Annotated in this window: 12 protein-coding genes; 10 read left to right on the plus strand and 2 right to left on the minus strand. The window is 44.1% G+C overall.

The features are described from left to right. Window positions 1–579 precede the first annotated feature (579 nt). Both ACESLK_RS25545 and ACESLK_RS25550 read right to left on the minus strand, forming a co-directional pair. On the minus strand, window positions 580–1,383 hold the full coding sequence (locus ACESLK_RS25545) for an HAD family hydrolase (RefSeq protein ID WP_373232574.1): 804 nt from the start codon (window positions 1,381–1,383) through the stop codon (window positions 580–582). Between the two features lie 195 nt (window positions 1,384–1,578). After that, a complete protein-coding gene (locus ACESLK_RS25550; RefSeq protein WP_373232575.1) occupies window positions 1,579–2,463 on the minus strand; it encodes an AraC family transcriptional regulator in 885 nt (294 codons plus the stop codon). Window positions 2,464–2,661: 198 nt separating this feature from the next. On the opposite strand from ACESLK_RS25550, the gene ACESLK_RS25555 reads away from it, so the two are divergent. The 10 genes from ACESLK_RS25555 to mglC all read left to right on the plus strand — a co-directional run bounded on the left by ACESLK_RS25555 (window position 2,662) and on the right by mglC (window position 13,654). Next, entirely contained in the window at window positions 2,662–3,210 is a 549-nt protein-coding gene (locus tag ACESLK_RS25555; protein WP_373232576.1) for a hypothetical protein, read from the plus strand. A gap of 46 nt (window positions 3,211–3,256) precedes the next feature. Further along, window positions 3,257–3,628: a GNAT family N-acetyltransferase gene (locus ACESLK_RS25560; protein WP_373232577.1), complete on the plus strand. Its 372-nt coding sequence runs from the start codon at window positions 3,257–3,259 to the stop codon at window positions 3,626–3,628. Window positions 3,629–4,256: 628 nt separating this feature from the next. After that, entirely contained in the window at window positions 4,257–4,607 is a 351-nt protein-coding gene (locus ACESLK_RS25565; RefSeq protein WP_373232579.1) for a hypothetical protein, read from the plus strand. Between the two features lie 317 nt (window positions 4,608–4,924). Next, window positions 4,925–5,245: a hypothetical protein gene (locus ACESLK_RS25570; protein WP_373232580.1), complete on the plus strand. Its 321-nt coding sequence runs from the start codon at window positions 4,925–4,927 to the stop codon at window positions 5,243–5,245. A gap of 231 nt (window positions 5,246–5,476) precedes the next feature. After that, the gene (locus ACESLK_RS25575) at window positions 5,477–7,126 is read left to right on the plus strand and encodes a response regulator (RefSeq protein ID WP_373232582.1); all 1,650 of its coding nucleotides are present in this window, start codon (window positions 5,477–5,479) and stop codon (window positions 7,124–7,126) included. Between the two features lie 68 nt (window positions 7,127–7,194). Next, window positions 7,195–8,889 carry a sensor histidine kinase gene (locus ACESLK_RS25580; protein ID WP_373232629.1) on the plus strand — a complete coding sequence of 565 codons (1,695 nt, stop codon included), beginning with the start codon at window positions 7,195–7,197 and terminating at the stop codon, window positions 8,887–8,889. Further along, complete coding sequence (locus ACESLK_RS25585) at window positions 8,886–9,857, plus strand: substrate-binding domain-containing protein (protein WP_373232584.1); 972 nt, start codon at window positions 8,886–8,888, stop codon at window positions 9,855–9,857. The genes ACESLK_RS25580 and ACESLK_RS25585 overlap by 4 nt, the downstream gene beginning before the upstream one ends. Window positions 9,858–9,977: 120 nt before the next feature. Continuing rightward, entirely contained in the window at window positions 9,978–11,018 is a 1,041-nt protein-coding gene (locus ACESLK_RS25590) for a galactose ABC transporter substrate-binding protein (protein ID WP_373232585.1), read from the plus strand. Window positions 11,019–11,108: 90 nt separating this feature from the next. Then, window positions 11,109–12,626: a sugar ABC transporter ATP-binding protein gene (locus ACESLK_RS25595; protein ID WP_373232587.1), complete on the plus strand. Its 1,518-nt coding sequence runs from the start codon at window positions 11,109–11,111 to the stop codon at window positions 12,624–12,626. A gap of 14 nt (window positions 12,627–12,640) precedes the next feature. After that, a complete protein-coding gene (gene mglC, locus ACESLK_RS25600; protein ID WP_373232588.1) occupies window positions 12,641–13,654 on the plus strand; it encodes a galactose/methyl galactoside ABC transporter permease MglC in 1,014 nt (337 codons plus the stop codon). The last annotated feature ends 65 nt before the right edge of the window (window positions 13,655–13,719 follow it).

Below are 13,719 nucleotides of genomic sequence, written 5' to 3' on the forward strand. Positions count from 1 at the left end.
GTTTGCTGTGCACTTTTTTTTGCTTTCACCAAAAAAACAAACGGCACAGGACTTTACCCATGCCGTTTCGGATTTCATTTTTATTCCTGTTCTTGTCTTTGAGCTAAACTAAATGACATTGTCCACAAGGGATGGTCCTAAAACTTGCCGTTACAGACAGCGTGTGGAACCGTATCACAAAGTAAACCAGAGCATTAAGCTAACGGAGTACATATAGCTAAATAACAAAAGGTCAGTTTACTTTTGCAGACTGACCTTTTGTTATTGTTTTCTTATCAGGGGGGATCGCTATTATAAGATCGAATTATTTTTTACTAAGAAATTTACAATTTGCTTTAGCGTATCCCGATAGTGATACAAATTCGTCATCATGAGTTTGAATAAGTACATTCTCGTTTATAAGTTCACCTTGTAAATAGATCGAGATTGGCTGTTGAAATACTCTCATCCGCTCGGAGTCTGAAGGTTCTATTAGTTGACGTTGTTTGGGCATGGTTATCTCCTTTTATGCAATAATATTGGAAAAATGAGGAACGATAGAATAACGAAGGGGATGCCACGTAGTAGCCCTTTGCTCCGCTAAATATGAAATAACGCTTCAAGTACAACCGCTACTCCGTCATCGTCATTTGTCGCCGTTATTCGGGCGGCTTTAATCTTCAGTTCATTAATAGCGTTCCCCATTGCCACCGGATACCCGCAAAGATCAAACAGCTCCAGGTCATTGTAATCATCCCCGAAAACCATCACCTGATCCGGATGAAGTCCTCTTCGGCTCAAAACTTGTCCCAATGCACCCGCTTTGGATACGGAAGAATTCATAATCTGAACCAGCCTGCTTCCATCTGTTAGAATTAGCTTAACCCGGTGCGAGAAGCTGCTTTTCAGCTCTGTGTAAATATTTTGCACATTGGGAAACAGCAGCTTTGAAGGACATAGTCGGCTAATTTCTTCTCTGGACAGTACCGTAGGGACCGGAGCATCTGAAGGCATGCCGAGAATATCAAAATGCTCCGAAGCCAAGGAACGATCACTGAATATGGCGTCCTGCGCTTCAAAGCAAACTAGAAGCTCACCACTTAGGGCGGTAATGGCGTCATAAAGATCAGAGACAGTTTCATGGTCAATCAGCACATGGTCCTCCGATTGGTATGAAGAGTCCACGGTATGGGCGCCGTTGTAGTAAATTATGCAGCCTAATTGCAGAAGTGCTTCCGGAAGCAGCATTCGTACCGACCGCGAAGGCCTTGCAGTAGCAATAATGATTTGAATCCCGTTTTTGTGACAGTCCAATACAGCACGAAGGTTTCGCTGGGAAACCTCACGTCGGGTATTCAACAACGTTCCGTCTAAATCCAAAACAACAGCTAGTATATTGTTCATGACGCCTCCAATTGAAAATTTTATCTATAGTATCACAGGATAGCTTCTACTGTAAATTATTAGTAACGCATAGGAGAACACCGTTAGTGAGACTTCGCGCTATTGAGCTAACGGGCAGATTAGCTCTATTTGGATATACGAGTGAAATATGAAGAGAGCAACACATAGTGACAGGCACTCGTGTTGCTCTCTGTTCTAAGCACCAGGCTTCTTAACGACAGGAATCCAAACTTCCATTTCATACATGTTGTTTCCACGATCGTAAGTCATTTCAAACTCGGGGCCGTTTGCGAATTCGTAATTAGAGCTTGGAAACCACTCTCCCCAAATGCGTCTCCACAATTCATGAATACCGCTCTGTCCGTCAGGGTAGAGGCCGGTTGGGAAAATAGCGTACATCTGAGGAGGAATTTGAAGCTTTTCAAACTCTCCCGGCAAGCCGCTTTGGGGTAAGAAGTAACCGATCATGTAGGAAAATTTCTCGCCTTGGTGATTGTACAATACCGCATGAATCTGGCCATTTCCCCCCAATCCCACTGCAGCACGAATTCGATCGGCGGTTCCATCGGAAACAACCTTGGTCCAAAATGCTGGTATTTCAACAAATGGTTGCTCGAATGAATCTTCTCCAGCGGCATTGATTACTGTCGAAACGCCAAACATTTCAAAACCTTGTTTTTCCTCGATTTTGTAGTTCATCTCCACATCTCCTCGAATCGAAATATGAAAGGATAACCGAGGATAGGCCTTAAGTGCAATGCCTTTTTCGCGTGCAGACATTGGCATTACACCATGCATTTTTTTGAACGCTCTGGAAAATGCCTCGGGTGATTCGTAACCATACTTCAAGGCGGTGTCGATCACCTTTACATCACTCTGTTGCAGTTCGAATGCGGCAAGGGTTAACCGTCTGCGCCGAATGTACTCCGAAAGCGGTACACTGGTTATAAACGAAAACATCCGCTGAAAATGGTAAGTGGAGCAATAAGCGATTTTAGCTACTTGATCGAAATCAATTTCTTCAGATAAGTGTGTTTCGACATATTCCATTGCGTTATTCATGCGTTTCAGCCAATCCATCTATATCCTCCTTTCAAAGTTTACTATAAGGGATGTTGAAGGATGGTGCCTTGCATTCCGTGCACAGAAATATCATGTTCTATATTGATTCTACAAAATCCTCTTAAACGGATACGATAGTTGAACATCGAAAGGGCAGGATAGTTGAGATAGGCTACTGTGTTAAAATTAACAAAAACAGAACGGTGGTGTTAATTTATGAAGTTTGAATATAACTTTGTTGCCCGTTGGGTTGTGGATGGATTTATTGAAATAAATTCTCAGAGGTCATCATTTAATGTCACTTATGTATCTGACTGTTTAGGTGATTTACTTTCCGCACTTTTGTTACTAAATTCAAATTGCGTTTCAAAAGACGATGGCTTAAGAACAGTCACGAGTTGTCATTGGAATAGTGAACCGTGTATTACAACTTGGAATTTTACATTAAAATCAAATGGGATTTTACATATCATAGTCAAATATGACGCCATGGAAGGGAATGAAAATAAAACAGACATCGATACAGAGTGTCCCTATGATACTTTATTGGAATTAATCATTTTGAAAGTTGATTCTTTAATTAAAGAACATGGAATTGTGGGATATAAAGAAAATTGGGACCATGAGTTCCCAATGGGTACATTCCTAAAATTAAAAAACTATTTGCTTAATAATAAAACCTATTCATTAGAAGAGATAGGAGATGAATATGGCGAAATAAAGATAAGTGATTTACGTAACGATTTTGAGATATTATTCAAATAAATCAAGACGAATGATAAATTTCCTTTAAAATGAAAGGTATGGGACTGTGTCGAACAATCAAAAAATTGAGTTTCCTTCATTAGAAACCGAAAGACTGAATCTGAGGATTCTGACTCTACAAGACACCGAAGAAGTGTTCAAACATTTCTCAGATGAGGATATTACAAGGTTTATGGATATTGAACCATGTATGGATATAAAGGATGCAGAAGAAATTATTAGATTTCATATAGAGGATTCGGGCTACCGATGGGGGCTGTATGACAAAATGAATGATGATTTCAGCGGTACATGTGGATTCCACTGTTTAAGAAGAACAAATAATGATTTTATCGCAGAGGTCGGGTTTGATTTATCCAAACCTTACTGGGGCAAGGGGTTGATGAGTGAGGTTTTAACAGAACCAAAATGGGATTAACTATGATTGATGCAACTGTGGAATCTGGGAATGAAAAATCCATTAAATTAATGACGAAAATAGGATTTGAAAGAGCACTGGAAGTAAGAGACAATTTAATATATTTTTATTTGAATCGGGATGGTTTCGAAAGCATCAGGGCTTTAAATGGTTAAGCTAAATGGGCAGATGAAAATCCTTATTGTGATAACAGTAATAAGCCTTGGTGTACTGTGTGGATGCAATAAGTGTGAGTCTATGGCAATTAATTTTGCTTTTAAAAGGTGTATATAGTTAACCCTTACACTTCAAGAGAAATAATTAATAAACAGTTAGGTTTTACTTGGTCAAAAGCGGATTCAATTGAATTCTTTGACAACTTCAACCTTATTGTCTTTGTTAAAGGAAATAAGGTTGTGCAATCTATTAGCTTTCCAAGAAATTATGGGTACTTTTATTGTTGATACCAAAAATGAATTTAGCCCCAATGAGACAGTAGAAATTAAATAATCTGGGTTGAGCTAACGGCACACGATAGTTCAATGCCGAAAGGGCTTAGCCCTTCATTACGCTAACGGCAGGATAGTTGAGTTGCAACATTTTAGTTAGACTGACGTTATATAGAGAGGAAGAGAAGGAGGTTAGCCCTATGAGGTCGAGGTTAATCCTTTTATTGGTCATATCATTCGGGATTAGCGTATTATTACTTTCTTGCTCAGAGAAAAATTCCAAGGAAGAAAAATTTTTCACATATACCGTGGCATTTAATGATATCGTTTATGGATTCACGAACGAAGAAGTTGCTTTGGAACAAATTGATAAATTAATTGGTGAAAACGTTCAAATTGGATGCAATGTTCCTGAGTGTGCAGCACCGCCTGGAACAGAATTTTATTCAATGAAATCCATTAACTCCAAAAAGACAATTGCTGTAAAAGTGCCGAGAGGTAACAATAAGTATTTGTATTATAAATGTGTGTATATAAAAAAATATAAATAAAGCTCTCTATTGAGCTAACGGGACACGATACTGGAGGAGTTTGCTATATGGCAGCTCCTCTTTTCTATTGAAGTAACGGGCAGATTTCTTCAATTAATTTGAAAAAAGGTAATCGTTATCTTGGGAAGAATATGTAGTAATCAAGAAAGATTAAGGAAGGTAGAAGTGAATCAATGACCCTCTCAATAAGCGAGCTTTATTCTGAACCAGGTTGTTATTTTTCGATTTCTTATAAGGTGCTGGGTTACATCAGTGAGATACTCAATGACAAAATAATGCTACCCCACAATATCTTTGAAAAGCTTAGGGGGTACAAAATGTCGCTTATGGTATCGACTAATTCTCAGACAAAAATAGTCGAAGTAAAAGGCCCTAGCCGGGATACCCGTAATAAAATCCTCACTTGGGGATTATGGCTCCCGTATGAAGAAATAGTCAGAAACGATGATGAGAGACAAGCATTTATAATGTATTTTTTCGAGTCCATTAAGATGTTGTTTGCCAAATACGACGTTACTGCAGAAGAAATATCAATCGTTGAACGTCAAGTGAGGGATGTGATCGTAAACAATCCCAATTACTATGTAGAAAAAGAGCTATTCGAGGAAATTGATTTATCTGATATTGATTTTGACTAAATGTTGTTCAACAAACGGAGACGATAGTTTAATCATTGCAGCGGCAGTCTAAGACTTTACTTTACAAGTCTAAGACTGCCGCTGCGTCTCTGTATGGTTCAGTCTATCGCTCTAATGCCGCCGCGCGTCGCTGCATGCAAATCGTTTCCCCCACTATTTCAGCAACTTCACCTGTGATACACTATCACCAAATGTAAACGCATACTTACCCATGGAAGAGGGAAATGGCTCATGTACAAATTAATTCTAGTCGATGATGAAGCGGACGTACGCGAAGGCGTTCTTAGCGAAATTGATTGGGAAGCAAACGGATTCCAAGTGTCTGACGTAGCGGAGAACGGGCGAGAGGCATTAGAGATGGTAGAGAGATCGGCTCCAGATGTCGTCGTGACCGATATCCGTATGCCCTTCATGGACGGCTTGCAGTTGTCCGAGCGGCTTCGCCAAAGTTACCCGGGAATCAAGATTATTATATTAACCGGCTTCGACGAGTTCGAATACGCCCGTAAAGCTATCCATTTAAATATAGAAGAGTTTGTGCTGAAGCCTTTTTCAGCGGGGGATTTGCTGTCTGCGCTGGGCAAAGTAAAAAACAGGCTGGATACGGAGATGTCCGAGCGAGAGAATGTCTATTCTCTCCAAGAGCATTATCGACGCAGCTTACCTGTACTTAGAGAGCTGTTTCTTGGATCTTTGATGACCCGCAGCCTAACGGGATTAGAGATCCGAGAGAAAACGGAGCTGTACGATATGCCGCTGGAAGGCAATCGCTATACAGTTTCCATCATTCAGCTGGACAACCCGGTACGCGAGCAAGAGGTTGCAGATGCCAATAAAAGCCGCTTTGATTTCGAATTGCATCATTTCGCCGTCCGTAATATTGCCGAAGAAATTGTCTCCAGGCAGCAGGGGGCGATCGGTTATGTTTTTCAGCATGATGATAATGTCGTTCTACTAGAGATAAGCAAGGAAGAAGACCGCGAGGATGGTTGTAAAAATACATTTAATCTGCTTGAAGAAATACGTCAAAACGTGGAGAAATACATCAAGCGAACTGTCACAATCGGTACGGGGACATTAGCCCTGAAGCTCTCGGATGTAAGATATTCCTATGCGGATGCATTAGCGGCGCTGGACTACCGAATCCTGCTCGGCAATAATCGTGTGATCGCCATTGAAGACGTGGAAAGTAAATCGGCCGCTCCCATCCGTTTCGACGAGCTTCAGGAGCAGGCATTCCTGCGTTGCCTAAAGGTAGGCACACCCGCGGAAATGGAGACGATCGCTGAGAGCTTGTTCGAACCGCTTATTAGCGCCGAATCATCGTGCTCATTTCGAGATGCGCAAATTTTCTTGCTGCAAATTGTAACCACGATGCTTAAGGCATTGCAGGAGCCGAATCGGGAGAAGGATGAGCGTCTTGGCAACGAAACCAATTGGGTTAAGGAGATCACTCAATTCAACAGTCTGAAGGAAGCGAAAGCATGGGTTGTGACGACCTGTACCGCTATGATGAGCCGAATCGCCATCGAACGGCAAACCGGCTATCACTCCCTCGTGGAGCAGGCGAAGGCTTTCACGAAAGCGAATTTCGTGGATAGTGAAATATCCATTACCCGAGTTTGCTCCCATCTCCATATAAGCGCGGGTTATTTCAGCAGTATTTTCAAACGAGAAACAAAGATGACCTATGTGAACTACCTGCTGCACATCCGGATGGAAGCCGCTAAGGAGATGCTGCTCACAACCGATTTGAAAACCTTCGAAATCGCGGAGAAGGCCGGTTACGCCGACCCGAATTACTTCAGCTTCAGCTTCAAGAAGCAAGTGGGTGTCTCACCTAAGGATTATCGTAATCGAACGAGAGGAGAAGCGCTGTGAGCGGCTATAGATTCCGGTTCTACCGGATTAAGAGCATCCAATTTCTCATTGCTGCTTCCTTCACAATAATGACGATACTCGTTGTTTTCTTTGTAAGTCTCGTCCTTTATAACAAATTCAATCGTACCGCGGAGAATAATACCTCGCGGGGAAACCAGCAGGTCATTTATCAGGTTGCGACCAATCTCGAATATTACATTCGAAGCTTGACGAACGTCTTTTCCTCCGTGGAGAGCCAAATCCAATCCGGCGGAGAGCTTCCGATTGAGACTCTTAATGAACGCCTGAATACGATCTTTCATACCCGGGAGGATCTTGTAACCATCGGACTTTTCACTGAAACCGGTCAAAGGATGATGTCCCTTCCTTCAACGGTGATGAGATCCAATACGCATCTAACCTCCCAGAACTGGTTCCGCTCGGCCGTCGAGAATCCGAACCATCTCAGCTTTTCCGTACCACATGTCCAAAATCTGTTCAAGGAAAAGTACAAATGGGTCGTATCCCTAAGCAAGGGGATTAAGCTGAAGACAGCGAACGGAGAAGTGATCAACGCTGTTCTGCTGGTGGATGCAAACTTTAAGATGATTGACGACTTATCGCGCAGCGTTAAGCTGGGACAGAAGGGCTACGCCTATATCATCGATGATTCCGCCGGGAACATCATCTATCACCCTCAGCAGCAGCTCATATATGCAGGACTAAAATACGAGAACGTGGAACAAGCGCTTAAATATACGTTTGGAAGCTATTTCGACGATTCTACGGGTGTGGATAGGCTCATCACGATTCAAACCGTTAATAACGTAGGGTGGAAAATCGTCGGGGTGTCTTTTATGGACGAGATTGTTACGACGCGAAAGGAGATCAGCGCTTTTCTGTTGTGGCTTCTGTTTTTTGTTATGGCATTCGTTCTTCTGATTACCTTGTACATGTCCGCGAAAATATCTCAACCGATCAAAAGGCTGGAAAGTTCAATGCAGCAGGTTGAGAGGGGGAATTTCGATATCTATATCCCGATTCGTCGCGATGATGAAGTCGGCCGGTTGTCCCGCCGGTTTAATCTGATGGTTAATCGAATTCGTGAGCTGATGAACCAGAACATTCACGAGCAGGAAGCCAAACGTAAGAGCGAGCTTGAGGTGCTTCATTCGCAAATCCATCCCCATTTCCTCTATAACACTTTGAATTCCGTCGTCAGGCTGGCGGGTACAGGGAAAAATGAGGACGTCATTACGATGATTACCTCCTTGTCGAGATTTTTCCGGATCAGCATATCTAAGGGAGAACATATCATTACGGTAGCGGATGAGCTGGAGCATGTCCGCAATTATTTGGTTATTCAGAAAATGCGCTACAAAAACAAATTCGAATACGACGTCATCGCAGACGATGAAGCCCTCAAGTGTCTAACGCTTAAGCTGGTTTTGCAGCCGCTTGTTGAGAATGCGATCTATCATGGGATTGAACCCAGTGCGGATGAAGGCTTCATTACGATCTCCGCTCGCATAATAGACGGCAAGCTGTGTCTTCAAGTGAAGGACGATGGTCTAGGCATATCGGAAGATAGGCTATGTGGTTTGCTTACGGGTCCAATACGAAATTTAGAAGAAGGCAGCGGGATTGGTCTGCGAAATGTCCATGAAAGAATTCGATTGAATTACGGCGAGGAATACGGTTTGCGTATTGAGAGTGAGCGGGAAGAAGGCACCCTGGTAAGCGTCTGGCTGCCTTGCTTGCCGGAAGGAGGGGAAACAAAATGAGACATTCCATTGTTTTCATACTCGTTGTTGCCATGCTGCTATCCCCCATTTCCTGCGGACGGAATGAAGAAATCCATACATCGCCGGAAAAGCAGAAGGAGATCGTACTGATTGTGAAAAGTAAGGAAGGGGAATTCTGGAAAACCGTCAAGATGGGGGCCGAGGCGGCAGCCAAAGAGTTTAACGTCAAACTCATATTTGATGGGACAAAGGATGAGACAGAAGTGCAAAGCCAAATCGAGCTCGTAAACAAGTATCTTGCTTATGGTTCGAATGGGCTGATCTTAGCGGCGAACAATTATAAGGAATTAGCTGCCTCGGTAACGAAAGCGAATCGAATGGGTGTCCCTGTCATTACGATAGAGTCGGAAGTGGATGCTCTTGAGGTTCGAAGCTTTATCGGCATCGATAACTATGAAGCGGGTCGTCAAGCTGCTCTTAGGATGAAGGAACTGACAGATTCTAAGGGAAGATTCATCATTCTTAATTATGTTCGAGGTTCAAGAAACGCGGAGCAACGGGAGAAAGGGATCCGGGATGAATGGGCGAGCACGCCGGATATGAAGGTCGTAGAGTCAGCGTATTGCAGTTCAAATTCCTTTCTTTGCGGACAAATGACGAAGGAAATGCTCACTAAACATAGCCGGATCGATGGCATATTAGCGCTTAACGCAGTGGCTTCCATTGGTGCGGCTGAGCAGCTGCGGAAGCTGAAACAGGATGGCAATGTTAAGCTTGTCGCCTTTGACAATACGCCTGAGGAGTTGGAATGGCTGCAGGAGGGAGTTATTCAAGCGACGGTTATCCAGAATCCTTTCAGTATGGGGTATTTGGGTGTGAAAACAGCTGTAGCGGCGATGAACCGAGAAAGTGTCGAGAAGAGGATAGATACAGGCACGAAAGTCATAGATTCGGAGAATATGTTCTGGTTGGACAACCAGAAGATGCTGTTTCCGTTTGTCCAGTAAGTAAGAGAGCACATTAGAATTTTGCTAGAAGTGAGGAGAATATTGAATTCGATTCTATTCCGGAATGAGACATAATCAATCTTGTAACAAACTAACATTTAGATTTGAGGAGGTCCAAGCATGAGAAAGAAATTGATTCCGGTTCTTGTAATGGGGGCACTGCTAGCGTCTGTAGCTGCTGGCTGCGGTAATTCTAAAAACAGTGGTAATGAAGGTGCGGCTGGCGGTACAGATAATACAATCGGTGTAGCCATCTACAAATTTGACGACACATTCATGACGGGCGTACGTAACGCAATTGAAGCTGCAGCAACTGGCAAAGCGAAGGTTGATATCGTCGACAGCCAGAATTCTCAGCCGACCCAGAACGACAAGGTTGATCTGTTCGTTTCCAAGAAATATAATGCCATGGCGATTAATCCCGTAGATCGTACGGCAGCGGGCGTAATTATCGACAAAGCTCAGAAAGCAAAAATCCCTGTCGTATTCTTCAACCGCGAGCCGCTTGCCGACGATATGAAGAAATGGGATCAAGTATATTATGTAGGCGCTAAAGCTGAGCAATCAGGCTCCATGGAAGGCGAGATTATCGTTGACTATTGGAAAGCGCATCCGGAGATGGACAAAAACAAAGATGGCGTTCTTCAATACATCATGCTTAAAGGCGAGCCAGGACATCAGGATGCTGAGCTTCGTACGAAGTTCTCTGTTCAAGCGATCGAGGATGCTGGCATTAAAGTCGAAAAGCTGGCTGAAGACACCGCAATGTGGGATCGCGTAAAAGCGCAAGACAAAATGGCAACATTCCTCTCCGCGCATGGTGACAAAATCGAAGCAGTAATCACTAACAATGATGACATGGCTCTTGGCGCCATCGAAGCTCTGAAGGCCGCAGGATATTTCAAAGACAACAAATTCTTGCCGGTCGTCGGTGTAGACGCAACAGCACCTGCTTTGCAAGCGCTGTCCGACGGAACATTGCTTGGAACCGTACTGAATGATGCCAAGAACCAAGGTGCTGCAACATTGAACCTGGCAGCAGTACTGGGTAAAGGCGAAACGCCTACCAAAGAAAATTCAGGTTACGATATCACAGACGGCAAATATGTATGGGTACCATACAAGAAAATAACCAAAGACAATATGGACGACGCCAAGTAAACGGAATTGGGCGGGGGGGCGATTAAGGCTTGCGTCGCTAACCCCGTCTTTTCTATTCCTTTCCTTAATCATCATCAGGGGGCGTGTGTAATGACAACATCGAACTATTTGTTAGAGCTAGAGGGCATCTCGAAGTCATTTCCCGGTGTACAAGCGCTGGATAATGTCACTCTGAATGTTCGTGCCGGTACTGTGCATGCACTCATGGGCGAGAACGGCGCGGGCAAGTCAACGTTGATGAAATGCCTCTTCGGCATCTATTCCCCTGAAGCGGGCGAAATTCGCATGAACGGCGAGAAGCTTCATCTTCCTGACTCGAGGGCGGCGTTGAACTGCGGCATATCCATGATTCATCAGGAGCTGCATCCGGTACCTTATCGCAGCGTGATGGAGAATATCTGGCTTGGACGGTTTCCTCTTCGTGGAATCAAGCCTTTTCTGTTCGTAGATGGCAAGAAAATGTACCAAGACACGGAAAGGCTTTTTAAGGATCTAGAGATGGATATTAAACCGGATACAATCATCGGGAGCCTATCGGTATCCAAAATCCAATCCATTGAAATTGCCAAGGCGGTTTCTTACAACGCCAAAGTTATCGTCATGGACGAACCTACCTCCTCCCTAACGGGCAACGAAGTCGAGCACCTGTTTCGTATTATCGAAGATTTGAAACGCCGAGGCGTTGCGATTATCTATATCTCGCACAAAATGGAAGAAATATTGCGGATTTCCGACGAAGTAACGATCATGCGTGACGGAAAAAAAATAGGGACTTGGGAATCAAAGGAAATGACGACAGATCTCATTATTTCGAGGATGGTTGGGCGTGATCTGACTCAACGATTTCCGGAACGCTCGAATGTTCCCGGAGATGTGCTCCTGCAAGTGGAAGGCTTCACTTCTCCGTTTCCGAAATCATTTAGAAACGTATCCTTTGAGCTTCGTAAAGGTGAGATTCTGGGTGTCGGCGGCTTGGTAGGCTCTCAAAGGACTGAATTAATCGAAGCTTTATTCGGTATTCGATCGGTAGCCACGGGTCAACTTACTTTGCGGGGGAAACCAATCAAGATTCGCAGACCAGTGGATGCTATCCGGAACAAAATGGCTTTATTAACCGAAGAACGTCGCGTCACCGGCATTTTTCCTGTATTGTCGGTGCTTGAGAATACGGTAATTGCCAATCAGAAGCGCTATGAGAAGCCTTATTTCTTAATAGACGACACCAAACGACGCGAGGACACAGATCGCAATATTAGCCGTTTAAGCGTCAAAACGCCGTCGATGAAGACACAGATTCGAAATTTATCCGGGGGCAATCAGCAGAAGGTGCTATTAGCCAGATGGCTGCTGACGGAGCCTGACATCTTGCTGCTTGACGAACCAACACGGGGAATTGACGTCGGGGCAAAGTTCGAGATTTATACCATCATTGCAGACTTGGCTGCGCAAGGCAAAAGCATTATTATGATATCTTCCGAAATGCCGGAGCTGCTCGGGATGTCCGATCGCATCATGGTCATGAGCGAGGGCAGCTTGACTGGAATCGTAAATGGTAAAACCGCCACGGAAGAAGAAATTATGCGGCTAGCCGCCCAACATACGGCCTGATCGGGGGAAACGATATGAACGTTAACGTAAAAAAAATGAATACTATTCTGACTGACAAAGCGATCTATATCGTACTTGCCGTTCTCATTATCGGCATTACTTTGACTGATCCATCCTTCTTGTCCTTAAGCACCTTGACGAATATTCTGCATCAGAATTCAACGAAAGCCATTATCGCTTTAGGTGCTGCTTTCGTATTAATAACCGGGGGCGTTGATCTCTCGGCCGGACGTGTCGTCGGGTTATCTGCGGTAATCTCGGCCTCCATGGTGCAAGTTTCGAATTATCCGCAGAAGTTTTTCCCGGGTATTAGTGAATTGCCGGTTATTATCCCTGTGGCGCTGGCTGTTCTTGCGGGACTTCTCGTTGGTTTGGTTAATGGTCTGATCATCTCGAAGCTGCACGTGCCGCCATTCATCACAACGCTAGGTACAATGGTTATCGTGCTTGGGGTTAACTCACTTTATTTCGACATGGAGCCGAATAATTCCCAACCTATCGGCGGACTCCGCCCGGAATTTACGAAGTGGGGCTCGGGGACAATCGAGATTGGATCGTTCAGCCTGCCCTATCTCGTCATCATTGCGATTGCAGTTGCCATTATTTGTTGGGTTATTTTCAATAAAACGCGCCTTGGCAAGAACATGTATGCGATTGGCGGCAACGTTCAAGCTGCGCATGTATCTGGTATTAATGTTAGCCGCAACCTGCTCTGGATCTATAGTATTGCAGGAGCTTTATATGGGCTTGCAGGTGTGCTGGAAGCAGCTAAATCAGGCGGCGCATCCAACGGCTACGGCAACATGTATGAGCTTGATGCTATAGCGGCGTGCGTTGTCGGCGGTGTATCGACGACGGGAGGTATTGGAACCGTACCTGGCGTTATGGCAGGCGTAATGATTTTCGGCGTAATCAACTACGGCTTGACTTTTATCGGGATCAGTCCTAACTATCAGCTTATCATCAAAGGTCTGATTATCGTCGCGGCAGTTGCCATTGATATCCGTAAATATCTAGCGAAGAAATAAGAAGGAAATCGACTGCCGGTCGGAATTGTTCTCTCATAGGGAGAAGGAATACGACGGCAGTCTTT

The organism is Cohnella sp. (genome assembly GCF_041640265.1).
Taxonomy (GTDB): domain Bacteria; phylum Bacillota; class Bacilli; order Paenibacillales; family Paenibacillaceae; genus Cohnella.